29 protein-coding genes and 1 tRNA gene are annotated in these 21,821 nt (G+C 70.2%); 12 read left to right on the forward strand and 18 right to left on the reverse strand.

All coding sequences use genetic code 11. The annotated features are described in order from the left end of the window. Window positions 1-334 precede the first annotated feature (334 nt). The gene (locus DMB42_RS44350; RefSeq protein WP_125645776.1) at window positions 335-1,186 is read right to left on the reverse strand and encodes a LysR family transcriptional regulator; all 852 of its coding nucleotides are present in this window, start codon (window positions 1,184-1,186) and stop codon (window positions 335-337) included. Window positions 1,187-1,256: 70 nt separating this feature from the next. On the opposite strand from DMB42_RS44350, the gene DMB42_RS44355 reads away from it, so the two are divergent. Together DMB42_RS44355 and DMB42_RS44360 are read left to right on the forward strand one after the other, a co-directional pair. Next, window positions 1,257-1,574: a hypothetical protein gene (locus DMB42_RS44355; RefSeq protein ID WP_125645778.1), complete on the forward strand. Its 318-nt coding sequence runs from the start codon at window positions 1,257-1,259 to the stop codon at window positions 1,572-1,574. Window positions 1,575-1,638: 64 nt separating this feature from the next. Further along, window positions 1,639-2,241 carry an NAD(P)-dependent oxidoreductase gene (locus DMB42_RS44360; protein ID WP_260478309.1) on the forward strand — a complete coding sequence of 201 codons (603 nt, stop codon included), beginning with the start codon at window positions 1,639-1,641 and terminating at the stop codon, window positions 2,239-2,241. Window positions 2,242-2,282: 41 nt separating this feature from the next. On the opposite strand, the gene DMB42_RS44365 is transcribed toward DMB42_RS44360, so the two are convergent. Together DMB42_RS44365 and DMB42_RS44370 are read right to left on the reverse strand one after the other, a co-directional pair. Then, window positions 2,283-3,536 (reverse strand): hypothetical protein, encoded by a 1,254-nt coding sequence (locus DMB42_RS44365; protein ID WP_125645782.1) that lies wholly within the window; start codon window positions 3,534-3,536, stop codon window positions 2,283-2,285. Continuing rightward, the gene (locus tag DMB42_RS44370) at window positions 3,536-4,051 is read right to left on the reverse strand and encodes a SigE family RNA polymerase sigma factor (RefSeq protein WP_125645784.1); all 516 of its coding nucleotides are present in this window, start codon (window positions 4,049-4,051) and stop codon (window positions 3,536-3,538) included. Before DMB42_RS44370 ends, DMB42_RS44365 begins: the two co-directional genes overlap by 1 nt. Window positions 4,052-4,532: 481 nt before the next feature. On the opposite strand from DMB42_RS44370, the gene DMB42_RS44375 reads away from it, so the two are divergent. After that, window positions 4,533-4,769: a DUF6289 family protein gene (locus DMB42_RS44375; protein WP_125645786.1), complete on the forward strand. Its 237-nt coding sequence runs from the start codon at window positions 4,533-4,535 to the stop codon at window positions 4,767-4,769. Here DMB42_RS44375 and selB read toward each other — a convergent pair. From selB to DMB42_RS44390, 3 genes are all read right to left on the reverse strand, one after another. Beyond that, a complete protein-coding gene (gene selB, locus DMB42_RS44380; RefSeq protein WP_125645788.1) occupies window positions 4,736-6,541 on the reverse strand; it encodes a selenocysteine-specific translation elongation factor in 1,806 nt (601 codons plus the stop codon). The genes DMB42_RS44375 and selB overlap by 34 nt on opposite strands. Beyond that, window positions 6,532-6,990 carry a rhodanese-like domain-containing protein gene (locus DMB42_RS44385; protein ID WP_125645790.1) on the reverse strand — a complete coding sequence of 153 codons (459 nt, stop codon included), beginning with the start codon at window positions 6,988-6,990 and terminating at the stop codon, window positions 6,532-6,534. The genes selB and DMB42_RS44385 overlap by 10 nt, the downstream gene beginning before the upstream one ends. Window positions 6,991-7,010: 20 nt before the next feature. Continuing rightward, window positions 7,011-7,106 (reverse strand) — tRNA-Sec (locus DMB42_RS44390). 170 nt (window positions 7,107-7,276) lie between these two features. Here DMB42_RS44390 and selD point away from each other — a divergent pair. Further along, window positions 7,277-8,272, forward strand: coding sequence for a selenide, water dikinase SelD (selD, locus tag DMB42_RS44395; protein ID WP_221762640.1), 996 nt, complete (start codon window positions 7,277-7,279; stop codon window positions 8,270-8,272). A gap of 39 nt (window positions 8,273-8,311) precedes the next feature. Continuing rightward, a complete protein-coding gene (locus DMB42_RS44400; RefSeq protein WP_125645792.1) occupies window positions 8,312-8,896 on the forward strand; it encodes a hypothetical protein in 585 nt (194 codons plus the stop codon). 38 nt (window positions 8,897-8,934) lie between these two features. Here DMB42_RS44400 and DMB42_RS44405 read toward each other — a convergent pair whose 3' ends face one another. From DMB42_RS44405 to DMB42_RS55630, 6 genes are all read right to left on the reverse strand, one after another. After that, entirely contained in the window at window positions 8,935-9,510 is a 576-nt protein-coding gene (locus DMB42_RS44405) for a hypothetical protein (RefSeq protein WP_125645794.1), read from the reverse strand. A gap of 206 nt (window positions 9,511-9,716) precedes the next feature. Continuing rightward, window positions 9,717-10,019 carry a hypothetical protein gene (locus DMB42_RS44410; RefSeq protein WP_125645796.1) on the reverse strand — a complete coding sequence of 101 codons (303 nt, stop codon included), beginning with the start codon at window positions 10,017-10,019 and terminating at the stop codon, window positions 9,717-9,719. A 96-nt stretch (window positions 10,020-10,115) separates the two neighbouring features. Beyond that, window positions 10,116-10,670, reverse strand: coding sequence for a hypothetical protein (locus DMB42_RS44415; protein WP_125645798.1), 555 nt, complete (start codon window positions 10,668-10,670; stop codon window positions 10,116-10,118). Then, a complete protein-coding gene (locus DMB42_RS44420) occupies window positions 10,667-11,233 on the reverse strand; it encodes a MauE/DoxX family redox-associated membrane protein (protein ID WP_125645800.1) in 567 nt (188 codons plus the stop codon). The genes DMB42_RS44415 and DMB42_RS44420 overlap by 4 nt, the downstream gene beginning before the upstream one ends. 55 nt (window positions 11,234-11,288) lie before the next feature. Continuing rightward, complete coding sequence (locus tag DMB42_RS44425) at window positions 11,289-11,621, reverse strand: hypothetical protein (protein WP_221762641.1); 333 nt, start codon at window positions 11,619-11,621, stop codon at window positions 11,289-11,291. 28 nt (window positions 11,622-11,649) lie between these two features. Then, window positions 11,650-11,808, reverse strand: a complete 159-nt coding sequence (locus DMB42_RS55630) for a hypothetical protein (RefSeq protein WP_260478310.1) — start codon at window positions 11,806-11,808, stop codon at window positions 11,650-11,652. A gap of 234 nt (window positions 11,809-12,042) precedes the next feature. Between DMB42_RS55630 and DMB42_RS44435 the strand changes: the two genes are divergently transcribed. Next, complete coding sequence (locus DMB42_RS44435) at window positions 12,043-13,491, forward strand: PLP-dependent aminotransferase family protein (protein WP_260478311.1); 1,449 nt, start codon at window positions 12,043-12,045, stop codon at window positions 13,489-13,491. Window positions 13,492-13,687: 196 nt separating this feature from the next. Here the strand turns inward: DMB42_RS44435 and DMB42_RS53805 are convergent, their stop codons facing one another. Beyond that, window positions 13,688-13,861, reverse strand: coding sequence for a hypothetical protein (locus tag DMB42_RS53805; RefSeq protein WP_185845185.1), 174 nt, complete (start codon window positions 13,859-13,861; stop codon window positions 13,688-13,690). Between the two features lie 419 nt (window positions 13,862-14,280). Between DMB42_RS53805 and DMB42_RS44440 the strand changes: the two genes are divergently transcribed. Beyond that, on the forward strand, window positions 14,281-14,787 hold the full coding sequence (locus tag DMB42_RS44440; RefSeq protein ID WP_125645804.1) for a hypothetical protein: 507 nt from the start codon (window positions 14,281-14,283) through the stop codon (window positions 14,785-14,787). On the opposite strand, the gene DMB42_RS44445 is transcribed toward DMB42_RS44440, so the two are convergent. Next, complete coding sequence (locus tag DMB42_RS44445; RefSeq protein ID WP_125645806.1) at window positions 14,781-15,110, reverse strand: helix-turn-helix transcriptional regulator; 330 nt, start codon at window positions 15,108-15,110, stop codon at window positions 14,781-14,783. The genes DMB42_RS44440 and DMB42_RS44445 overlap by 7 nt on opposite strands. Window positions 15,111-15,213: 103 nt before the next feature. Here DMB42_RS44445 and DMB42_RS44450 point away from each other — a divergent pair, with 103 nt between their 5' ends. After that, complete coding sequence (locus DMB42_RS44450) at window positions 15,214-15,591, forward strand: VOC family protein (RefSeq protein WP_125645808.1); 378 nt, start codon at window positions 15,214-15,216, stop codon at window positions 15,589-15,591. On the opposite strand, the gene DMB42_RS44455 is transcribed toward DMB42_RS44450, so the two are convergent. Next, window positions 15,570-16,106: an alpha/beta fold hydrolase gene (locus tag DMB42_RS44455; RefSeq protein WP_125645810.1), complete on the reverse strand. Its 537-nt coding sequence runs from the start codon at window positions 16,104-16,106 to the stop codon at window positions 15,570-15,572. The genes DMB42_RS44450 and DMB42_RS44455 overlap by 22 nt on opposite strands. 78 nt (window positions 16,107-16,184) lie before the next feature. Beyond that, a complete protein-coding gene (locus DMB42_RS44460; RefSeq protein ID WP_125645812.1) occupies window positions 16,185-16,601 on the reverse strand; it encodes an SgcJ/EcaC family oxidoreductase in 417 nt (138 codons plus the stop codon). 312 nt (window positions 16,602-16,913) lie between these two features. On the opposite strand from DMB42_RS44460, the gene DMB42_RS44465 reads away from it, so the two are divergent. After that, window positions 16,914-17,135 carry a hypothetical protein gene (locus DMB42_RS44465; protein WP_125645814.1) on the forward strand — a complete coding sequence of 74 codons (222 nt, stop codon included), beginning with the start codon at window positions 16,914-16,916 and terminating at the stop codon, window positions 17,133-17,135. 42 nt (window positions 17,136-17,177) lie between these two features. Next, complete coding sequence (locus tag DMB42_RS53810; protein ID WP_185845186.1) at window positions 17,178-17,339, forward strand: hypothetical protein; 162 nt, start codon at window positions 17,178-17,180, stop codon at window positions 17,337-17,339. An 88-nt stretch (window positions 17,340-17,427) separates the two neighbouring features. Here DMB42_RS53810 and DMB42_RS44470 read toward each other — a convergent pair whose 3' ends face one another. Then, window positions 17,428-18,153 (reverse strand): MBL fold metallo-hydrolase, encoded by a 726-nt coding sequence (locus DMB42_RS44470; protein WP_125645816.1) that lies wholly within the window; start codon window positions 18,151-18,153, stop codon window positions 17,428-17,430. Between the two features lie 199 nt (window positions 18,154-18,352). Between DMB42_RS44470 and DMB42_RS44475 the strand changes: the two genes are divergently transcribed. Then, a complete protein-coding gene (locus tag DMB42_RS44475; protein WP_125645818.1) occupies window positions 18,353-19,747 on the forward strand; it encodes a carboxylesterase/lipase family protein in 1,395 nt (464 codons plus the stop codon). Here the strand turns inward: DMB42_RS44475 and DMB42_RS44480 are convergent. Then, window positions 19,719-20,840: a CdaR family transcriptional regulator gene (locus DMB42_RS44480; protein WP_125645820.1), complete on the reverse strand. Its 1,122-nt coding sequence runs from the start codon at window positions 20,838-20,840 to the stop codon at window positions 19,719-19,721. The two genes, DMB42_RS44475 and DMB42_RS44480, sit on opposite strands and share 29 nt — an antisense overlap. A 113-nt stretch (window positions 20,841-20,953) precedes the next feature. Between DMB42_RS44480 and DMB42_RS44485 the strand changes: the two genes are divergently transcribed. Next, a complete protein-coding gene (locus DMB42_RS44485; protein ID WP_125645822.1) occupies window positions 20,954-21,754 on the forward strand; it encodes an acetylxylan esterase in 801 nt (266 codons plus the stop codon). Window positions 21,755-21,821: the final 67 nt, after the last annotated feature.

Here is a 21,821-nt window from a genome sequence, read left to right on the forward strand (position 1 = left end):
CTGATCACCGCCGTCCGCCAAGGCCTACGCCGACTCCAGTACCGCCACGACGTTCTCGACGGCTGCCTGGCCGGCACCGGACTCGTCCCCCACCCGCCCTGACGACTTCACGCTTTCAACCTCGATAGGCACGGCCACCTCCTCTCAGAGAATCCCCCACCTGCGAGAGATGCGGCCTGATCGCAAGGAGAGCAAGGGGAGCAACGAGAGCAAGGGCAGTCACCATTCCGGCTGTGCCGGGTGCGGGCCGTGGGTTCGCAGGATGCCCCGGAACCAGGCCTCGTCCTGGAAGACCTCGAATTCCACACCCGCGTGCCCGCATACGCGAACTGGATCAGCGAGACGATCCGCACGTACGGGCGAGCGCGGCGGACACGAACGAGGCGACCAGTGGCCGGCGGTCCTGCTCGTTCCAGGCGAGTACGAGGCGGCTGGGAGGCGCGTCGGCAACCGGGATGCGCACCAGTCCGGGCGGAGCCGGTTCGACCAGAGAGCGGGGCAGCACCCCGATCATCCGGCTCACCGTGATCATGTGAAGCAGCTGGACGACGTCGGCGACCTCGGGACCGGTGCCCTCGCCGCCCGGCACACCCTTCCAGCGTGGCAGTGTCTCACCGTGCAGATCGGACATGCGCACCGAAGCGTGCCCGGCCAGCCGGTGCCCGGCCGGGACGACGGCGACGCGGTCCTCGGTGTGCAGCGTCTCGTGGGCCAATCCGTCGAGGTCGTCGAACGGTACGTAGAGCAGGCCGACGTCGGCTCGTCCGTCGCGCAGGAAGTCGGAGCGGTCGGCGGGGCCGCTGAACAGGATGTCCACCTGGCGGGCGGCGGGCTGCCGGGCGTACTCGGCCAGAATCCCGGACAGCAGGCCGGCGTCGCCGCCGGGCTTGAGCACGAGCCGCAGGCGCGCCTGGACGTCGGCGGCTCGCCGGGCGCGCTGGACGGCGACACTCACCGCGTTGAGCGCGTGCCGCCCGTGTTCCCGCAACGCCTCCCCGGCCGGGGTGAGCTCGACGTGCCGGCTGGAACGGATGAACAGCACGACGCCGAGCCGGATCTCGATGCGTCGGATCGCCTTCGACAGCGCCGGCTGGGCGATCGAGAGCCGGACGGCGGCTCGGCCGAAGTGCAGCTCGTCGGCGACGGCGATGAAGTACTCGAGCTCGCGGGTCTCCAGCTCAACCATGCCTCCAGGTTATCGCCGATGAATGAACCGGCCTTGGACGTCGGCGACCCGTGGCCTTGAGAATCGACACATGATTGAGCACACGATGATCGTTTCCTTCGATCAGCCCATACCTGACACCGAGCTCGACCGATACCTCTCGGACATCGAACAGGTCATGCTTGACACCGGTCTCGTGCAGACGTTCGCGGCCCGGCGCCATGTTCCCGTCCCCGGAGAGGAGGCCGTCGCCGCGCTGGTCGCGACCGCGATCGTACGGATCGCCCTGCCCGGCACCGATGCGCTGACGAAGGCGTTCAGCGCGCCCGGCCTGCATGAGGTCATCGAGTACTGGCGGTCGCGGCACCCGTACAGGGTCGTGTGGGCGAACCACGAACCGCTGACATGAGCGACATGTCCGGATCGCTCAGCCCACTCGCACCTGTACAGCCAGAGAACGGATCATCATGCGCATGGCAGTACTCGGCGCGTCCGGGCGCGTCGGCCGCCTCCTCGTCGACCAGGCACTTGAGCGGGGACACCAGGTCGTGGCCCTCGTCCGCGCCCCGGAGCGGATCACCGTCCCCGCGTCGCGGCGGCTCGACGTACGGCAGGCGGATGTCTTCTCGCCTCAGACCTTCCCCGCCCTGGACGACGTCGATGTGGCCGTCTCGGCCATCGGCATCGGCAAGGGCGGTCCGGGCGCGCTGGTCGCCGGGGCCAGGTTGCTCGCGGCGGCACGCGTCCGCACCGTGTGGCTCGGCGCCCTGGGCTCGGGTCGGTCGGAACGCGCGGGCGGGCTGATCTACCAGGCGGTGATGCGGATGGCAGTCGGCGCGGAACTGGCCGAGAAGGCCGAGGCCGACCAGATCGCCCTGGACGCCGGCGCCACGGTGTTCCATGCTCCGGATCTCAAGGACGGCCCCCTCAGCCCCGGACGCCGCCTCGTACCGCTCGCCGGCCTGCGGCGCCCGCTGCTGCCGCCCAGGATGTCCCGCGCCACCGTGGCCGCGCTCATGCTGGACGAGGCCGAGTCGGGTGACCACGGGGGCGAGATCGTCGTGCCGATCAACTGATCAACGGCCGCTCCCGGACCGGGCGCTGTCGTCCTGGTTCGTCAGCCGCTGGGGAAGCCAGGCGCCGAGACGCTGCCGCCCCACGGTGGCAGCCGGTAGGTGCCGAGCTTCCGGATCTTGCCGGTGGTCACGTCGATGGCGTAGGCCGTGTCGCCCAGATCCGGTGACCGGCCGGAGTTCGGATCGCGTTCGACCCCGCCCAAGGCCAGGACCTCACGCTCGTTGAGCCAGTACCCGAGCCGGTAGGGACGAAGCTGCCCCGGCGGGTCGAGCCTGGCCTCGGACCTGACCTGGCCGCTCGTCCGGTCCACGGTGACGATCTTGTCGTACGGTTCACCGTTCGTCATCTTCTCCTCCCGCGCCGTCGGGCCGGTCAGCATGGCCACGGTCGTGCCGTCCGGGCCGACGGCTCCCGTCAGCGTCCAGGTCTTCGGCTCGGCGAAGACCGTCACCTTGCCGTCCGAGAGCACGCCGAGCCGGCCGCGCTCGTGCTCCACGACCGTGGGTACGCCCTCGTCGGCGGGAGAGAGGAAGAACCAGCCCTTGGGCACCTCCTCGACGACCCGCCCGCTCTCCACGTCCACGACGACCCGTGGGACGCCGACCACGTTCAGGCCGAGCCGGCGCCCGTCCGGCGAGAAGGTGATCAGCCCGCCGCCCTCGACCATGGCCTTGCGCCTGACGACCTGCGGGATCTCCCAGACCTGGCCGGTGTCGAGCTCGCGGACGGTGAAGCGCTCGCGCTCGGGGACGTAGTAGGCGATGCGGCGTCCGTCGCGGGAGATCGCCAGCGGGGCGGCGGTGTTCATGTAGTTCTTCTTGGTCTGGTCGGTGTAGACGCTCAGCGCATCGGCGGCCCGGTACCGGGTTCCGTCCTGCAGGACCACCTTCCACTGCAGGCATGTCTCGTCGGCCACCGGCGCGTTGTCCTCGCCGGGCTTCCACGCGTCCTGGCAGAAGTCGTAGTAGGCGTAGCGCACCGGCCCCACCCCGGACGCGGGCAGGACCGCGCGGACGGGGACCAGGTCCTCCGGCGACGGCGTGGGCCGCTCGGGGATGCCGCTGAAGGCCGGCCCGGACGAGGGCGTACCGCTCGTGACGGTGGCGACGTCGGCGTGCCCGCCGGGATCGATGACAAGAGTGACGGCCAGCGTCAGCGCGGCGACGGCCGCGACCGCGGAGCCGCCGATCAGAGCCGTTCGCGTACGCCGCGCGCCCCGCAGCGCGACCTCGGCGAGATCGACGTCGGGTGCTTGTCGGGCGATCGAGTCGAGTTCGTCACGGAACCTCGTCATCACGGCACCTCCACCGGATCGACTTCGGACAACAGATCGGCCAGTTCGGGCGCGAGGACACGTAAGCGGCCCAGGGCGTAGTGGGTCTGGCTCTTGACCGTGCCGGGTGAGCAGCCCAGCGCTTCGGCGGTCTCCTCGACGCTGAGGTCCTCGTAGAAACGCAACACGAGGACGGCGCGCTGCCGCGGAGTCAGCCGGAGGAGCGCCTCCTGGAGGACCATCCGGTGCAGCCCGGCGGACTCCGGATCGTAGGAGGGTTCCGGCGGACTGCTGGTCAGGATGTCCGTACGCCTGCGCCGCAGCCAGGACACGTGCTCATTGATCAGGGCCCGCCGGGCGTATGCCTCCGGATTGCCGTCCCTGGCCAGCTTGGGCCAGTGTCTGGCGATCCGGGTCAGCACGGTCTGCAGGAGGTCCTCAGCCCGGTGCGCGTCTCCCGTGAGCAGGTACGCGGTGCGCATCAAAGTCTGCTGACGGGCGCTGACGAACTCCCGGAATCCCTCATATCTGTCCATGCGACTCCTTCCGCCCTAATGAACGCCGGACGCCGGAAGCCGGTTGGAGGCCATCCACACCCGATGTGCGCACCGCGCCCGGGCCCGATGGAAGAACCAGGGCCGGGGAGGGGCGCCGAGATCGCCGGCCGTGGGACCAGATCGGCGCTGCTGCGGAGGGCGACCATGATCTCGCGCGTCGGACTGGTGCCTGCTATTTCGCGAGGTATTCGACAAATGTGATGGGTTCTCTGCGGGGCTCTCGGTGGGATATAAGCCCCTCTTGCGTTTTTATCCCATGGGACGGATCATTTCGATCATCGGCTGGGCCGCTCACGAAGCCAAGGGACCTTTGTGCTGCTTCGCGCTTTCCACTGCACCACCGCGTACTAGTCAGACGGCTCCTTCTCCGAATGGGACGTGCGCACCGTACACAAGGGCTGGTCCGAAACTCCCCGCAGCTGATTCCCCCCGTTTCCCTGCGAATCAGGAAGGACGATCCATGATCCGTCGCGTACTGGCCGTCGCGGTCCTGGCCACCGCCACGCTCGCCGTCATCCCGGCCGCCGCGCAGGCCCTCCCTGCGTGCCCGGTCGGCTACCTGTGCAACACCCAGTACTTCTCCGACTCCGCGCGCACCAACCTGGTGGGCGTCAGGACGGAGTTCTGCGATCGTTCAGTCTCGACCTGGGGCAGGCTCAGCGGCTACGTCACCTGGTCCTCAAGCCCCTGCAACTGATGGAAGGCATCCGGTAGGGCCCGAGCCGGCGGCCCTGCCGGAATCGCCGGAACGCAGATCCGGGACTCGTTGTCGACCCGCCGGGTGTGGCCCTGGGCGTCGAGGTACTCCAGGAGCGGTACGGCGACGCGGCGGCTCGTTCCCAGGGCCGTGCGGGCCTGGCTGACGGTGAAAGGCGCGGGCAGCGTGCTCAGGACGGCCACCGCCAGCTCCGGCGCGTCCGGCAGGAGGACGACGTTCCTCCCGATGGGCAGCAACGCCGCCGCCCGTACGGCCGCCGTGAGGGCGGCGCCGGTCAGCTTGAGCTCGGCCAGGCGTTCGGCGGTGGGGGCGTCGAAGGGACGGCCGTCGAGGTCGGTACGCAGCCGGGCGACGGCCTGCTCGACCTGCGACGGCATCGGCGCCCGCGCCCGGTCGCCATCGACGATCACCCCTGCTCGGATCGTCAGGGGCTCGGTGACGAGCGCCCGTGCCAGCCGCCGGTCGGGCAGGCCGAGCAGCCGGGCGGCGGCCTCCACGGTGATCCCCTGGTCGCGCTGCGATACCTGTTCCGTCAGGCTGCGGCCGAGCTCGGACCAGTGATCGGGGTCGGCGAACCAGTCACCCGCGAGCGGCGACCCATCTGGGGCAGCGCCCATCGCGGTCAGCTCGGCCCGGCTCAGCAGTCCGTGCCAGCGCAGCAGGTCCGCCGCGGTGGGCACGGTCACGCCGGCGAGCGCGGCTCCCCTGACCGTCGCGGCTCCCCGTCGCCGCAGGGGTGCCGGCCGTACGTCGAGGACGCGTACCCCCGCCGCGATCGTCCGGCGGCCGGGATCGCGGAGCAGGCCGTGGTCACCGGCCCTGAGCGGCATGGGCCGGGCCAGGGTGAGGCGGGCCGTGTCCGCGCCCAGAGGGCGCAGCCGAACCGGAACGGCGGCGGAGCCCAGGTGGAAGACGAGTTCCCGGCCGACGTCCGCGCCCGACACCAGCCGCACGTCCGCGGACCGGGTGGTGATCCAGGCGTCCGGGGTCAGCAGCGGGGTGCCCCGGGACAGCGTGTCGCGATCGGCGCCCCTGATGTTGACGGCGACGCGAGCTGTCGCCGACACCGCCTCCCGCCGCTGGTTGAGCGTCTGGAGGCCGCGGACCTGGAGCCGGTCGGACCCGGCGAGCAGTTCGTCGCCCACCCGCAGGGTGCCGTGCGTGAGCGTGCCGGTGACGACGGTTCCGGCCCCGGTGACGGTGAACGTCCGGTCGATCCACAACCGCACCGGACCGTCCCGGCGCGGTTCCGGGAGCCCGGCCGCGAGCCGGTCGAGCGCGGCGGACAGCTCGGGCAGGCCCTGCCCGGTACGGGCGCTGACGGGGACGGCGTCGATCCCCGACAGGCTCGTCCCCTCCAGGTGGAGGCGGGCCTCCTCCAGTGCCGGTCCGGGGTCGGCGAGGTCGGTGCGGGTGACCACCAGCAGGCCGTGCCGTACGTCCAGGGCGTGCAGGGCGGCCAGGTGCTCGGCGGACTGGGCCCGCCACCCCTCGTCGGCCGCCACCACGAACATGACCGCGGGGCACGGGCCGACGCCGGCGAGCATGTTGGTGACGAACCGTTCGTGCCCGGGAACGTCGACGAACGCCAGCTGCCGTCCCGAGCCGAGCGTGGTCCAGGCGAAGCCGAGGTCGATGGTCATACCCCGGCGGCGTTCCTCGGCCCAGCGGTCAGGTTCCATCCCGGTGAGCGCGCGTACCAGGGCCGACTTGCCGTGATCCACGTGCCCGGCGGTGGCGATCACCCACATGCGCGCTCGGCGGCCGTTCTCCTCGTGTCCGTGCCGGGTTCGCCCGGACCGCGCGGCCGGGTGAGGGCGGTGGGGCGGCTCACCCGCAGCCCGGCCGCGGTCCATGCCTGGAAGCCGCCGATCACGTCGGTGGCGTTCGCCAGCCCGATCTGCCTGAGGGACGAGGCGGCGAGGCTGGAGGAGTATCCCTCGTCGCACAGGACGATCCAGCGGATGTGCGCCGAGGTGGCCTCGGGGATCCGCGCGTCGCATCGGGGATCGAGCCGCCACTCCAGCTGGTTGCGTTCGATGACGATGGCGCCGGGCACCTCGCCGCCGTCGCGCCGCTGGGATTCCGGCCGGGTGTCCACGATGAAGGCCTCTCCACGGCTCGCCGCGTCGAATGCTTCGGCCGGTGGCAGGCGGCGCAGCCCGGCACGTGCCCGGGCCAGTAACGCGTCGATGCTCAAGGGACTCCAGGGGTGAGGTCTGGCGGAGGCGGACGGGAATCGAACCCGCCGCGCCGAGTTGCTCGGCGCCATCGGTTTTGAAGACCGAGAGGGCCACCAGGCACCCGGACGCCTCCGTTGATGATCTTAGCCTTCTCCGGCGCTCCAATTGAAGATCCTTCTTACGCCGAACCGCTCACTCGCAGACGGTGCCCGGGGCGGTCGCCGAGTACGGGCGCGCGGGAAGAGGCGCCGCGGACCGGTCATGACGGCCGGACTTACACCATGATCAACATATCGGTACATTATGATCATGCAGCGATTGACGCACTACGCGCAGGGCGGCGGTTGTGCCTGCAAGATCCCGGCGGGCGAACTGGAGAGCGTGCTGGCCGGCTTCGGCTCGGAGCCGCCCGGCGATCCGCTGGGCGAACTGCTGGTCGGCACCGAGACCGGTGACGACGCGGCGGTCGTCCGGATCGAGGGCGGCACCGCGATCGTGAGCACCGCGGACTTCTTCACGCCGGTCGTCGACGACCCCTACGACTGGGGGCGGATCGCCGCCGCCAACGCGCTCTCGGACGTCTACGCCATGGGCGGCCGGCCGCTCGTCGCCCTCAACGTACTGTGCTGGCCCCGGGACGGCCTGCCGTACGAGATCGCCAGGGAGGTGCTGCGGGGCGGCGCGGACGTCGCGCGGCAGGCCGGGTGCCACGTGGCGGGCGGGCACAGCGTGAACGGGCCGGAGCCCATGTACGGCATGGCGGTCACCGGGCTGGCCGACCCCGCGCGGTTGATGCGCAACGACGCGGGCCGCCCCGGAGTGCCGCTCTCGCTGACCAAGCCCATCGGCTCCGGCGCGCTGAACAACCGGCACAAGGCCACGGGCGAGGTGTTCCCGCAGGCGATCGAGGTCATGACCCGGCTCAACGCCGACGCCGGCGAGGCCGCGCTGGAAGCCGGCATCCGCTGCGTCACCGACGTCACCGGCTTCGGCCTGCTGGGCCACCTGTACAAGCTCGCCCGGGCCTCCGGCGTCACCGCGGTGATCGACGCGGCGGCCGTTCCGCTCATCGAGGGTGCCCGTGAGGCCGTACGCGACGGCTACGTGCCGGGCGGCTCGCGCCGCAACCTGGACTGGGTGGCCCCGCACACCGACACCGGGACGGTGGCCGAGGAGACGCTCCTGCTGCTCGCCGACGCGCAGACCTCCGGCGGACTGCTGGTCGCCGGGGAGGTCCCGGGGGCCCCGGTGATCGGTGAGCTGATCCCCCGCGGAGACCACGCCGTGGTGATCCACTGACGTCTGGCCACCTCCGGGGACGGGGTGTACAACTGGATAATGATCTTCAAAGGTGTACGCAGGGGATCGATCTGGGCGGCGCTGGTGGCGCTGCTGCCGTCCTTGACCGCTTGTGCCGCCGGGGAGGCCGACGCGCGAACGGCGGCGCAGACCTCCGGACGTCCGGGAAGCCTGGAGAATCCGCGGGTGCTGAACTGCGCGAACCGCAACGGGGAGTTCGCGGGAGAGAAGACGGCGAGCCGCGCCGCCGCGCCGGACGACCTCGTGGTGGGGCCGTTGCTCATCCCCGGGCTGCTCGCGTGGGGCGAGGCCCGGGCCGAGCAGTACGGGAGCGATCACAAGTTCAAGGTCGGCGCGCTGGTCAGGAAGGGCAAGACGGTCACGGTGTCTATCCCGGCGAAGTTCCACGACAGCGCGGGCCTGCTCTACTCCGAGCCGTCCAGGAACGCCCGTACCCCGGCCGAGGCCGATCACTCGGTGTCCTTCACCGCGTGCTCCGACCATGACACGATTTTCGTCGGCGGCTTCTATGTGAAGGAGCCCAGGTGCGTCCCGCTGGAGTTCCGGGTGCCGGGCGAGCCTGTCGTTCGGCGTGAGGTCTCCTTCTTCAACGGCGCCTGCTGACCTGTGACGCGCCGCCCGCGCGAGTGGCGGGCGGCGCGTCAGCCCAGGAACGCCGAGGCGACGACGCCGACGAACGTGACCGTGAGCAGGCCCAGCGCCAGCCGTCTGACCAGCTTCTCCTTCTCCATGAGCCAGTCGATCAGCCACATCGGCTCAGGGATCTCCACCAGGTCCTTCGACGGTGGCACGACCGCGACCACTACGAAACCCGGCCAGGTGAAGCCGATCGCGTACGCCAGTCCCGCCCACCACGGCACCAGCCCGAACAGGGTGACGCCGAGCGCCGCCCAGGTGAGCGAGGTGACCCTGAACGTGGTCAGGACCAGACCGGTGTCCAGCCCCCACAGGAGCGCTCCCCTGGCCGCGCCGAACCGGTAGAAATGCTGCTGCGGAGTCTGACGCCGCCACATGGGCGTACGCAGCCCGAACAGGCCGGAGTCGATGACCAGGCAGGCGAGCATCACCGTCGCCGCGGCGAGCTTGGCACCCGTCCCCGAAACTCCGCCGAACAGACCGAAGCCGAGCAGGCCGGAGCCGAGCAGGTGCACCAACCCGTACGCGGTCAGCGCGGAGATGCTGAAACCGAGCATGAGCATGAGGATCGGCCGGTACATGGGCTTCTCCCCGGGAACTCTCCCCTGAACCAGGGGGCGGAGGTATCCGACGAAGGAAAGGCCTCAAAAGCTGAACAACTGCGCGAAGCCCGCGCTCGCGATGAGCAGGACCAGCGCGAAGGTCAGCCAGGTGTCAAAGGACACGACATCCTCCATCCGGAGTGGCCGGCCGAGGCCATCACGCCCGGCCGGCCACCCGGTCGCTGTCAGCAGCCGTTGGCGTTCACGGTCCAGCCGGCCGAGCAGATGAACGGGCCGGAGCTGCAGTCCCCGCCCTTGGTGCACTCACCACAGGCGTACTTGCGCTGGTACGGCGCCGAGCCGCTGCAGCACTGCCACACCTTCATGCTGTAACCGGAGGGGCAGACGTACTGCCCGCTGCTGTTGGTGCTGCAGAAATTGTTGGGGAGGGCGAGGTTGCAGCAACGCCAGTTCGCCGCCGCCGCCGGCTTGGTCATCACGGTCACGCCCGCGACCGCGCCGATCGCCGCGACACCGACCCTGCCCATCCAGCCGAGGAATCCTCGCCGGTTCCCATCCGGTCCGTCCGACATCTTGTGGAGGTGATCCATGGTTGGCCTCTCTGGCCGTGGGGTGAAATCGGATCAGTGCCGTACGGAGGGCTTGCCGGCCAGGTTGTGCTTGTAGGGAACAGGGGCGGCCGCGTACATCTGCCTGACCGTCGGCACCGTGTGGGCCCGTGTCAACTTCCCTTCGGTGACGTGGAGTGCGGCGGGTGTGATGTCGAGCCCGATGCTGCCGACGATGCTCTCGTCCTCGTCGAGGATGACGCGCTCGCTGTACAGCCCGAACTCGGCGATGAACTCGTTGCCATCCCCGGACACCGGGACGACCACGACCCACATCGAAGGCGGCACCGCTCCCCCACGCAGCGCTGACGCCAGGTTGTGGCAGGTCTCGCACTTGTTGGAGAGGAACAGCACCATGGCCCGCTCGGCCTCGTCGAGGGCCGCCGGCAGGCCGAAGCGGCTCGGCGGGGCACCCTCCAGGGTTCCCAGCTCCACCGGGGTGGGCTTGTCCTCCATGTCGAGGTAGGCCCGGATCTGTTTGACCTGCTGGAAGAGCTCCACCTGCGCGCCGATCTGGACGAACAGCACCACGGCCAGCAGGCAGATCACGATGAGCAGCACCGTCGTCATGCGGCGTGCACCTCCGCTTCGGGTTGGGTGGGGTCGGGAAGCACCATCCGGTCCTCCCGCAGCGGGCGCAACAGGCTCAGTTCGGCCCTCAGTTTCCAGGCGACCATGGCGAGCAGCGCCACGGCCAGGCCGAGCAGGCCCTCCTGTCCGGTCCAGGTCGGCGGGTTCGCCTCGGCCAGCACGGCAAGCGCCAACCACAGCGGGAGGTACAACACCTGGCGCCAGCCGAGCACCGCGCCGCCGTTCCCGAAACAACCGCACTTGATCTTCTCGCCGCGGCTCAGCGCGCGGATCCCGGCCCCGGCGAACGCCAGCGCCAGCAGCACGATGAGCACTCGGGGCCACAAGGCGGACGGCGCCACCGCCAGGCCGATCACAGCCAGCGTCTCGACGGAGATCACCGCGATCGCGGCATGCCTTCCCAGAGCCTCCGGACCGAGTTGTGAAATGGTCCGGCCGAGTTCGCGGTGGGTTATGGTCTTTGACAGTGTCGCTATCAGGAAAACCACGATAAGTACGACCTGAGCAGCGGCTCCGGTCGCAACAGCCGCATTCAGATTCATCCGTCGCTCCCGTCAGGGTCGGATGAACGAAAAGTATGGTACTGGCCTTAAATGATCAACTCTTGACAAGATCGATTTCGCGGGATACCCGGAAACGGCGTGCGGCCATGACGAGCGGCGGCACCAGGACGGTCAGGACGCCCCCGATCCACAACACGCTCACCGGGCCGGGGGCGTCGACCGCCAGGCCGCCGGCGAAGGCGCCGAGGGCGATGGACAGGTTGAACGCCGAGACGTACAGGGAGGACGCGGCCTCGGTGGCGGTGGGGGCGGCGTCGAGTATCCAGGTCTGGAAGGTGACCGGCACGGCGCCGTACGCCAGCCCCCAGACGACCAGGACCACGGCCGCGGACCGGACGTCGTGACCGCCGATCGCGACGGCGGCCATGGCGGCCGAAAGCGGGGAGACGGCGGGCTTACTCGGTGCCGGGGGCCCTGCGCGTGGTCACGTTCATGCGGTTCCAGGCGTTGACCGTGAGGATCAGCGCGATGAGCTGGGCCAGTTCCTTGTCGTCGAACTCCCTCGCGGCCTCGGCGTACACCTCGTCCTCGACTCCTTGGGGCAGCAGGGTCACCGCCTCCGTCAGCGCCAGGGCGGCGCGCTCCTTCGCGGTGTAGAGGCCGGCCTCCTGCCAGGCGCTGAGCTGGTAGATCCGTGCCTCGCTCTCACCCGCCCGGCGGGCGTCGCCGGTGCGACACGCGAGAGGTTCATCCGTTCGGCAATGGCAACGTTCGTCATGGCCATCACGCTAGGGGCGGGATCGACCCACGATATGGTGCATTTCCATGACCTTTTCCTGGGCCAATTCGTGAGCGGCAGCGACCTGCATCTGGAGCTCACCGGCAGCGGCGGCGCGCGCGTACGGCTGATGCGGGCCCTGCGCGAGGCCATCGGCTCGGGACGGCTGCTCCCCGGCACCCGGCTGCCGCCCTATCGCGCCCTCGCCCTGGACCTGGGCATCGCCCGCAACACAGTGGCCGCCGCGTACGCCGAGCTCGTCGAGGAAGGCTGGCTCACCGCACGTCAGGGCTCGGGCACCGAGGTCGCGCACCGCGCCGCGCCTGCGGAGCCGGACCCGCGGCGGGCTCCCGCGCGTCCGTCCCGCCCGCGGATCGTCCACGACCTGATGCCCAGTTCCCCCGACGCCGCCGCCTTCCCCCGTTCGGCCTGGTCCGCCTCGGCCCGCCGGGCGCTGACCGCCGCGCCCAGCGACGCCTTCGGCGTCGGTGACCCCCGCGGCCGGCCCGAATTGCGGCAGGCGCTGGTGGACTATCTGGCGCGCACCAGAGGTGTACGCACCACGGCGGAGCACATCGTGATCTGCTCGGGCTACGCGCACGGGTTGCGGCTGGTGTGCCAGGTGCTGCGCGGCCCGGTCGCCGTCGAGGCCTACGGGCTCGCCTTCCACCGCTCTCTGCTGACCGAAGCCGGGCTGGAGACCGTCCCGCTCACCGTGGACGCCCACGGCGCCCGGATCGAGCACCTTCCCGCCACGGACGCGCGAGCGGTCCTGCTGACACCGGCGCACCAGTACCCGACCGGAGGCGCCCTGCACCCGCGGCGGCGGGCCGCGGTCATCGACTGGGCCCGCGCCACGGGCGGCCTGGTGCTGGAGGACGACTACGACGGCGAGTTCCGCTACGACCGCGAACCGGTCGGCGCCGTGCAGGGCCTCGACCCCGACCGGGTCGTCTACTTCGGCTCGACCAGCAAGAGCCTGTCCCCCTCGCTGCGGCTCGGCTGGATGGCGCTGCCCACCCGGCTGGTGGACGACGTACTCGCCGCCAAGGGCGCGCGCGAGTTCTGGTCGGGCGTCACTGACCAGCTCACCCTGGCCGACTTCATCACGTGCGGCGCCTACGACCGCCAGCTGCGCCGTATGCGCGCGATCTACCGGCGCCGCCGGAGCCTGCTCACGGCCACGCTCGCCGGGCGCGCCCCGCACATCACCGTCAGCGGCATCGCCGCGGGGCTGCACGCCGTGCTCGATCTTCCCCCCGGCACGGAGGAGGCCACCCTGCGCGCCGCCCGCCGCCTCGACCTCGCCCTCGCCGGCCTGGGCCCCTACCGGCATCCGGACAGCGTCATGCCGGCCCGCGACGGCCTGGTCATCGGGTACGGCACACCGGCCGAGCACGCGTTCGCCGCCGCACTGGACGCCCTGTGCCTGGCCCTGCCCGGCCTGGGGTGGGCGGCGGTGGGAAGATCGGGTGGGAGCCACGTTTTCGACCTGCTCGGCGAACGAGGAGAGTCATGACCAGCGACAAGGACGTGCCACGCACCACCGTCGCACCGTGGAGGACCGTCACCGATTCCCCGGGGCGACGGGCGTGGACGATCGGGCAGCTCAGGGCAGCTCAGGGCAGCCATCGCGGACCTGCCGGACCGACCTCGTCGTGAGGGCAGCGGCCGGCGGTCACGCGGCCAGTTTCGAGGTCACCTGACACTCCTGGTCAATCGACGACCGGCCCGAGTGCGCGTGCGTCGTCGAAATGTCGGACCAAGGGCAGAAGAGCCGCCGCGAGGACCATTGCCACCAAACAGGTAATGACCGTCCAGAAAGTCCAGGCGTTGAACCAGCGGAACGCCGGCGCCAATATCGACGACACCTCACCGACGATGAACACCGCGCCCCCTCGCCCGACACAAGGGATTATGGGACGAAAGCCCCCGCGCCTCTTGAGTGCGGCGCACCCGTCTCACATTTCGCTCACCATCTTCATGCACCGAAGTAGCTTTCACTATCGGCGGCAAAGGCGGTGGGGCATCCAGATCGCGGCAATTCGTTGGTGCACCTCTCAAGATTGATGAATGACCTCGGACAACGTCTCCGTCTGCCGGCTGGATGGAGAGAGTGTCAGGAGGGATGTCAATGCGTATGATCGGCCGTGCCGCCGGGCCTCCTCGGTGCGCCGGGCTCGTTTCGAGGTCTGGGCGGGAATCCAGCCCGGCTGCCATACGCCGCCGCCCTCGAACCCGCATCCGGGGAGCGTTTCGACCGTAGCCGTGATTTGTGTTCTGGTTCGTCGTGTCCGACCGTTGGGACATGAAAGTCTTGGCCGCCTTTGTCGCCGTCCTGTTGTCGGCCGTCCTGAACGGCTGCGGTGTGGTGCGGACGCAGGGAGCAGGGCCGTCGCCGTCGGCCCTGTTGCCCTGCCCAGAAGCCGCTGAGCTGCCGACGCCCAGCCCTTGCGTGACGATGCCGTCCTGGGAGCAGAAGCACGCGGACAACAAGTCGTACCGTCAGCGCGCCACGCTTTCTCCGGAGGTGGCCGCGGAGGCCGAGCCGGTGGCCAAGGCGTTGCGAGGCAAGTTCGCCGACCTGCGCGAACGGGAACTGCGCGGCGAGGCCCACATCGCGAAGGCGGTCCGGGCGGTCGCCCCACAGGGGACGAACGTCATCATCAGGGCGGGAGGCGCCGGCTCCGCCGTGGTGTTCGCGATCGAGCTGCGGGGTGGATGTGTGACCGGGTTCTACAACGAGCGTGAGTCGAAGGTGGAGGTGGGGGGCTACATCAAGGACGGCGGTTGCCTGACGGCTCCCGGTCACTGACCCTGGCCGACGGCCGCGTCGGGTGCGGCGGCCGTGAGGATCGTCCCCAACACGCCTGGAAAGCGGGCCTCCAGGTCGTCACGACGCAGCGTCATATAGCGGGCCTTGCCCTCGGCACGCGTCGAGGTGATGCCCGCCTCACGCAGGATGCGCCAGTGATTGGAGAGCGTGGAACGCGGGACGTTCAGGTGTGGCGGGCTGCAGGACACCTCGCCGTCCGCGGCCATCAGGCGTACCAGGCCCAGGCGGACGGGATCGCCGAGCGCGTGCAACACAGCGACCAGATCCAGGTCTGCCGCCTTGGGCTCGGCCGGCGATCGCATCCCGCTCTCCTGACGTCGGTCTCAGTTGACATGTCCAGATGCGACCAGCATAGGATCATTTCCGTATTTCGAGAAAATGGAAATGATCAAGGAGTGTTCGCGCATGGCGACCCGTACCACCTATGCCCGTATCTATGTCGACGACCTGGACACCGCCCTGCCCACCTTCGAGGCCCTCACCGCCGCCCGGCCGGGGCTACGCTTCCCCTACCGGGACCTCGAACTGGCGAGCATCGGCGACTACCTACTCGTCGCAGGCACCCCTGAGGCGCTGGCGCCCTACCGCGACGTGCAGGCCACCGTCATCGTCGACAACCTCGATGACGTCTTCGCCATCGTCGAACGCGAGGGAGGCGACACCCTTGACGGCCCGAACGAAGTCCCCACCGGACGCAACCTGACGATCCGCCACCCCGGCGGCGCGGTCATCGAGTACGTCGAGTTCGACTCCGCCAAGGTTCAGGCGCAATCGGCGCAGTAGAACGTCCACGGGTGCGGCCCTTGTCCGGTCGGCTCACCGAACGGGTCAGGGTGCGGGGGCGAAGAAGGTCTGGAGGTGGCGGTTGACCGCGTCCGGGCAATCGAGCCGGGGCGCGTGGCCGCAGCCGTCCAGGACGTACGTCTGACCCTAGGGCAGTCCATGAAGGAGCCGATGGCGGTGGTCATGGCGTCGAGGTCGTAGCCGAAGTCCGGGTCCTTGACCTGGATGTAACCCTGGCCGGGCAGGTCGACCGCGTAGACGGTGTGCTCGCGGGCCAGTACGTCGGCCTGCTCCTTCCAGCCGATCACAGTGCTGCCACCGGGCGAGATCAGGATCAGCGGAGCGCCGGATCCCGCCTTGATGTAGTGGAAGCGGGCCATCGGGGTGTCGGCGTACCGGGACCCCGTCGCGGCCAGGTACGGCGAACGGAACTCAGCCTGGGCGGGCTGCCAGCCGTACGCACCGAACAACAGCGCGCCCAGCCGCCACAACCGCGAGAAGACCCCGCCGGACATGCCGGACGGGGTCGTTGACGCGCGGGACGGCGACTTGGCGTGCGTCCGGTCGCCGGAGGTGCGTGGCGTCGTGTGGGGTCAGTCGCCGCTGAACACGCTGGTGTTCTGACAGGCGGTCAGGCGCCACTGCCCGTCCTCCTTCGCCATGACGAACAGGGGCGTACCCACCTCTTCCGTCCCGTCGGGGTTCCGGTAGGTCTGGACCACCTTCACGGCCGCGACGTCGGAACGGATGAACAGGACGTGTTCGACCTCGAACGTCACCGTCGCGCCCTGCGTGCCTCCGGGAAGCACCTGGTGCGTGAACGTCGAGATCGCATCACGGCCGAAGAGGCGCCTGCCATGGCCGGTCGTCCAGATCGCGTCGGCGCGGAACAGAGCGACGAACTCGTCGGGGAGTTCGTTGTTCTGCGAGTGCTCAACCGCGGCCACGACCTGCTTGATCGCTTCAACGTCGGTCCGGCTCGTCTGGTCGGCGATGTTCGTTGTGCTCATGACGATGAACGATAGAACCTCAAGTGCACTTGAGGTCAAGCACGCCGATCGTACGGAGAGCAAGCCGCGGATTGTCAGTGCGGTGGGTCATGCTCCGCCGAGCGAGGGTGATCATCAACGAGGCGGCCAGGGGCCTGTGCGCGGAGGCCACCTGGGAGGAGGCGGATTCGACGTGGGGGCGCTGCCGGGTGCTTACGACACGGGCAGCGAGGGGGTGAATGTGCGAACTGTCACATTGATCACGACTCGCGCGTGGCGGCCGTGAGCCGGTGATATTCATGATCACAGTACTGGGCATTCGAAATGATATTCGTGCGCACACGTAAGCTGGCGACTCTCCTGGCCGGTGCGGCCCTTGCCACCTCCACCACGCTGGTGGCGGGTGCCGCTCCCGCCGGCGCGGCCGGGCCTTGCGGCAGCGGCTACTCCCGGGTCGGTGTCTACGACATCGGCGTTCAGAAGTATGGCTACCGTACGGGCATTCTGGAGGTGTACTACAGCTCCAGCACCGGCAAGAACTGTGCCCTGACCTAGGGTGACGGCCCCTACGCCAACACCACGAGATGGAAGGGTGTCGTGATCTCCAGGGGCGACGGCAGCGGGAAGGACAGCGACGCCGGAGACTACGCGTACTACGCCGGCCCGGTGTACGTCTCGGCGGCCGGCCAGTGCATCGACGTCGAGGGCATCTCGCCGTCGTGGACGAGCGTCAAGCTCGACAACGTGCACTGCGGCTGAACCGCCGGTGAGGGCGCGGGGATGATCAGGGCCCGTCGCGCGCCACTGGGGACGTGGTCACGCTGCTCACGGTCGGCGTCCCGCGGGTTCAGGTGCGGGCGCCGGCCGATCCTGACCGGACCGCCTCGCTCACCTGGGCCGGTGAGGTACGCCAGGGTGCGCCGTGGCCGGGGAGCACCCAGGATGCAGACAGTCCGGCGATCCGGTCGAGGGAGGACAGCGCTTCGGCCGGGTCGTCGGTGAACGGCGCCGGCTGTGGGCCTCCGCGGCCGGTGAGGACGTGTCGCGTGGTCAGGGCGTCCCCGACGAAGACGGCGTCGGCGAGCGGGACGTGCACCGCCACGCTCCCCGGCGAGTGCCCCGGCATGCCCACGATCACCGGGCTGCCAGGCAGGTCCAGGACGTCACCGTCGCCGACCTCGGTCACCTCGCGGACGTGGCGGGTGCGCAGGCCGTTCTTGCGGATGGAGTAACCGAAGAACCCGAGCGTCGGGCCGAGACGCATCGGGCCGACCGCGACCTTGGGCTTATCCCCCGTGCGGGTGCGCACGGCGTCGGCGGCATGCACGAACACCGGTACGCCGTGGGCGCTTCGCAGGCGTTCGGCGAAACCGAGGTGGTCGGCGTCGCCGTGGGTCAGTACCAGGCCGCGGATGTCGTCGACGGACTTGCCCAGTGAGCGGAGTTCGCGCTGCAGGTCCCGCCAGTGGCCGGGTAGTCCCGCGTCGATGAGCGCGATGCCCTCGGCGGTGTCGACGAGGTAGCACGCCACCAGGTCGTTTCCGAGGCGGTGCAGGTGGGGTGCGAGTTTCATGGGACTTCCTTCGGAGGCATGGACGCAGAGAGGGCTCCGCGGGCAAGGGTTACGTCTGCGGTCGCCGCGGGTCACCCAGGGCGCCGATTCTCATCTCAAATCGTTCAGGGCTTGAATGATACGAGGACGATAGCATGCCGCCCGCGAACAGCGCCAAGTCGCCATAGCCGCCGACCGATCGATCGGTAGGATCCGGTTCATGGACATCATCGCGGCCACCCGGCACGGCAAGGTGCGCGGCCGAATCCAGAACGGGATCCACGTCTTCCGCGGCATTCCCTACGCGGCGCCCCCGTTCGGCGCCCACCGCTTCCGCGCCCCCGCGCCCGTACAGCCCTGGGAAGGTGTACGTGACGCGGCGGAGTTCGGGCCGACCGCCCCCAAGCGGCCCTATCGGCCGCCGCTCGACCGGCTCATCCCCGAGGAGCAGATCCCCGGCGACGAGTGCCTCAACCTGAACGTCTGGACCTCGGCCACGGACGACGGCGCGCGTCCCGTGATGGTGTGGATCCACGGCGGCTCCCTGCGCAACGGCTCGTCGAGCATGGCCCTGTACGACGGATCCGCCTTCGCCAGGGACGGCGTCGTCCTGGTCTCGATCAACTACCGGCTCGGCGTCGAGGGCTTCGGCGTCTTCCCCGACGCGCCCGACAACCGCGGCCTGCTCGACCAGATCGCCGCCCTGGAGTGGGTACGCGACAATATCGCGGCCTTCGGCGGCGACCCCGGCAACGTCACCGTCTTCGGCGAGTCGGCGGGCGCGATCAGCATCGGCGCGCTGCTCACCAGCCCACGCGCCAAGGGCCTGTTCCGCCGCGCGATCATGCAGAGCGGTCCGCCGCACACGGTGACGCGCGAGGAGGCCGCCAGGACGGTGAAGCTGATGGCGTCCCGGCTGGGGGTGCCGGCCACGGCCGGGGCGTTCGCCGCGGTCGACCGGGAGCGCCTGCTCGACGCCCAGGTCGAGGTGATCGGCAAGGCCGACCCGATCACCGGCGGGCCCGGCTTCCACATCGTGACGGAGCCGGACGCCGGTCCGGTCGAGGCCGACCTCCTCATCGGCGCGAACCGGGAGGAGTACCGCCTCTGGTTCGTCCCCAGCGGAGCGGTGGACCGGGTCAGCCGGCTCACGCTGCGCCTGGCCCTGCTGAAGCTGCGCATCCCGGGGCGGACCGTCCGCCTCTACCGGTCCGCCCGCCCCGGCGCCACACCCGGGGAACTGCTCGGCGAGATGGCCACCGACCTGCTCCTGCGTGCCCCGGTCAACCGCCTGGCCGACAGCGTGGACCGTGCCCATGTCTACGAGTTCGTCTGGCGGACGAAGATCATGGACCTCCGCGCCTGCCACAGCCTGGAGATCGGCTTCGTCTTCGACAACCTGCGTCACTGCCGCGAGATGGCCGGTGACGAGGCCCCGCAGGAGCTGGCCGACATCATGCACCGGGCCTGGATCGCCTTCGCGGCGACCGGTGATCCGGGCTGGGAGCCGTGGGACTCCTCCCGGCCCGTCATGGTCTTCGACTCCCCCGGCTCCGGCGTCGTGCACGCGCCGCGGGACGAGGAGCTCAGGGTCTGGCTAGATCGCGCGCGGTGACCGCCCCCGCCAGCAGCCGCGCCTGCTCGGGAGCCGCGAGGTCCAGCCCGGTCAGCAGGCTCACCCGCTGCAGCCGGTAGTCCAGCGTGTTGCGGTGGATGTGCAGGTCGAGCGCGGTCTGGCGACGGTTGTGCCCGCGGTGGACGAAGGCCCGCAACGTCTCCAGCAGGTGCGGGTGGCCGTCGAGCGGGGCGAGCTTGGCGGCCAGTCGTACCAGCCCCGCGCCGGGACGGGCGAGCTGGTGTTCGAGCAGCACGTCGTCCAGGCGGTAGAGGCCGGGCGGCCGGGCGAGCCTGCGTACCAGCGCCAGCACCTCGCGGGCCTCCGCCGCCGCCTCCGGGATCGCCGCGGGCGCGGCGGCGGAGGCCGCGGCGGCCAGTACGGGCCGTCCCACCGCCTTGGCGAGTCTGCCCGCGAGCGAGTCCAGAGCGCAGCCGCCGGGCAGCAGCGCGACTCCGTCGACGTGGTCCATCAGCACCAGCGTGCTGGTGTGCGCGTCCAGCGCGGACTGCACGAGCCGGACCGGCGGCGCGGGCTGTCCCAGGTCGAGGAGCAGCACCTCGTGCGCCTGGCCCACCTCGACCCCCGCCGCCTCGGCCAGGCTCTCGTACGGGTGACCGCTCAGCAACGCGCTGATCAGCGCGCGTCGTACCCGTTTGTCCTCGCTCCTGATGTCCTCCTGCGCCTGCTGGTGCGCCAGGGCGACGGCGGGCATCGCCGTACGCAGGCAGTCGAGCATGCCTCTGCCCGCGGCGGCCAGTTCGTCCGGCGCGGCCACCTCGGTCAGCGCCTGCCACCAGACCTCCGCGCCGATGAGGTAGGCGGTCACCGCCGCCTCCAGCGGCAGCCGGTCCTCGGCCCGGCGCGCCGACCACTCGATGATGCGGGTCAGGTCGGCCTGGCCCATGGCGCCGGGACGGCCGAGCGTCCGCAGCAGGATCGTGAGGACCGCCGAGACCGACTGGGTCACCTCGCCGTGCAGGGTCTCGGGCGGCAACTCCCGGTAGAACGGCACTTCGGCGGCGCACCGGGCGATCACCGCGGCGGTGAGCTCCCGCACCCTCGGCTGCATCCGGCTGTGCAGGTCGGACATCCCGCGATCGTCACATTGCCCAAACCGGCGCGTCAATTCTTGCCCCGAGTGCGGAGAGACGGCGGCCTCCGGCGTGTTCAGGATTCGTTCAAACCCCCAGTCAGGAGGCCGCCTTGTTCCGACGCCTGCTCATCCCCCTGCTTCTCGTGTTCGTCCTGGGCACGACCCCCGCCCGGGCCGCAAGCACAGACTGGGGCGCACCCGGCCCCTACGCGACCGCCGTGGAGATCGGCGCGGTCAACACCCTCTACTACCCGCGCGACATCGCCCAGAGCGGCCGCCGCCACCCGGTGATCGTCTGGGGGAACGGCACGGGCGGCGCCCCGCTCGTCTACCGCGACCTGCTCCTGCAGTGGGCCAGCCACGGCTTCATCGTCTCCGCCGCCAACACCCCGATGTCGAACCTCGGCATCTCCATGCGTGCCGGGATCGACGCCCTCGCCCGCCGCGACGCCGACCCGTCGAGCATCTTCCACGGCAAGGTCGATCTGACGCGGATCGGCGCCTCCGGGCATTCCCAGGGCGGCGCGGCGGCCATCGGCGTCGGCGCCGACGCCCGGATCGACAGCATCCTGCCGATCCAGCCCGGCCCGCTGGCCGACATCGACGCCGTCCGCGTCCCCGCCTTCCTCATGGCCGGTCAGTACGACTCCATCGTCTGGCCGTGGCTGGTCAAGGCCTTCTACGACGACGCGGACCACATCCCGGCGATCTACGGCGAGGTGCGCGGCGCCGACCACTTCACCGTCGTCGGCGACCCCGGGCCGTTCGCCGCGCCCACCACCGCCTGGTGGCGCTTCCAGCTCATGGACGACCCCGAGGCGCGTGCCATGTTCTACGGCCCGAACTGCGGCATCTGCGTGGACCGGGGCACGTGGTCGGACGTACGCCGCAACGGGCTCGTACCGCAGTAGAACGGAGTCTTCCTGCCGATCGATCGGTCGGCTACTCTCGGCCTACCGATCGATCGCTCGGAAAGGA

The organism is Nonomuraea sp. WAC 01424 (assembly GCF_003947315.1).
In the GTDB taxonomy this organism is placed as follows: Bacteria; Actinomycetota; Actinomycetes; order Streptosporangiales; family Streptosporangiaceae; genus Nonomuraea; species Nonomuraea spiralis.

Bases quoted from the DNA above. Each gene is read 5' to 3' on its own strand.
- DMB42_RS44350 (WP_125645776.1), bottom strand. From the start codon at position 1,186: ATGGTTGAGCTGGAGACCCGCGAGCTCGAGTACTTCATCGCCGTCGCC.
- DMB42_RS44355 (WP_125645778.1), top strand. From the start codon at position 1,257: ATGATTGAGCACACGATGATCGTTTCCTTCGATCAGCCCATACCTGAC.
- DMB42_RS44360 (WP_260478309.1), top strand. From the start codon at position 1,639: ATGGCAGTACTCGGCGCGTCCGGGCGCGTCGGCCGCCTCCTCGTCGAC.
- DMB42_RS44365 (WP_125645782.1), bottom strand. From the start codon at position 3,536: ATGACGAGGTTCCGTGACGAACTCGACTCGATCGCCCGACAAGCACCC.
- DMB42_RS44370 (WP_125645784.1), bottom strand. From the start codon at position 4,051: ATGGACAGATATGAGGGATTCCGGGAGTTCGTCAGCGCCCGTCAGCAG.
- DMB42_RS44375 (WP_125645786.1), top strand. From the start codon at position 4,533: ATGATCCGTCGCGTACTGGCCGTCGCGGTCCTGGCCACCGCCACGCTC.
- selB (WP_125645788.1), bottom strand. From the start codon at position 6,541: ATGTGGGTGATCGCCACCGCCGGGCACGTGGATCACGGCAAGTCGGCC.
- selD (WP_221762640.1), top strand. From the start codon at position 7,277: ATGATCATGCAGCGATTGACGCACTACGCGCAGGGCGGCGGTTGTGCC.
- DMB42_RS44400 (WP_125645792.1), top strand. From the start codon at position 8,312: ATGATCTTCAAAGGTGTACGCAGGGGATCGATCTGGGCGGCGCTGGTG.
- DMB42_RS44405 (WP_125645794.1), bottom strand. From the start codon at position 9,510: ATGTACCGGCCGATCCTCATGCTCATGCTCGGTTTCAGCATCTCCGCG.
- DMB42_RS44410 (WP_125645796.1), bottom strand. From the start codon at position 10,019: ATGGGCAGGGTCGGTGTCGCGGCGATCGGCGCGGTCGCGGGCGTGACC.
- DMB42_RS44415 (WP_125645798.1), bottom strand. From the start codon at position 10,670: ATGACGACGGTGCTGCTCATCGTGATCTGCCTGCTGGCCGTGGTGCTG.
- DMB42_RS44420 (WP_125645800.1), bottom strand. From the start codon at position 11,233: ATGAATCTGAATGCGGCTGTTGCGACCGGAGCCGCTGCTCAGGTCGTA.
- DMB42_RS44425 (WP_221762641.1), bottom strand. From the start codon at position 11,621: ATGGCCGCCGTCGCGATCGGCGGTCACGACGTCCGGTCCGCGGCCGTG.
- DMB42_RS44440 (WP_125645804.1), top strand. From the start codon at position 14,281: ATGAAAGTCTTGGCCGCCTTTGTCGCCGTCCTGTTGTCGGCCGTCCTG.
- DMB42_RS44445 (WP_125645806.1), bottom strand. From the start codon at position 15,110: ATGCGATCGCCGGCCGAGCCCAAGGCGGCAGACCTGGATCTGGTCGCT.
- DMB42_RS44450 (WP_125645808.1), top strand. From the start codon at position 15,214: ATGGCGACCCGTACCACCTATGCCCGTATCTATGTCGACGACCTGGAC.
- DMB42_RS44455 (WP_125645810.1), bottom strand. From the start codon at position 16,106: ATGTCCGGCGGGGTCTTCTCGCGGTTGTGGCGGCTGGGCGCGCTGTTG.
- DMB42_RS44460 (WP_125645812.1), bottom strand. From the start codon at position 16,601: ATGAGCACAACGAACATCGCCGACCAGACGAGCCGGACCGACGTTGAA.
- DMB42_RS44470 (WP_125645816.1), bottom strand. From the start codon at position 18,153: ATGAAACTCGCACCCCACCTGCACCGCCTCGGAAACGACCTGGTGGCG.
- DMB42_RS44475 (WP_125645818.1), top strand. From the start codon at position 18,353: ATGGACATCATCGCGGCCACCCGGCACGGCAAGGTGCGCGGCCGAATC.
- DMB42_RS44480 (WP_125645820.1), bottom strand. From the start codon at position 20,840: ATGTCCGACCTGCACAGCCGGATGCAGCCGAGGGTGCGGGAGCTCACC.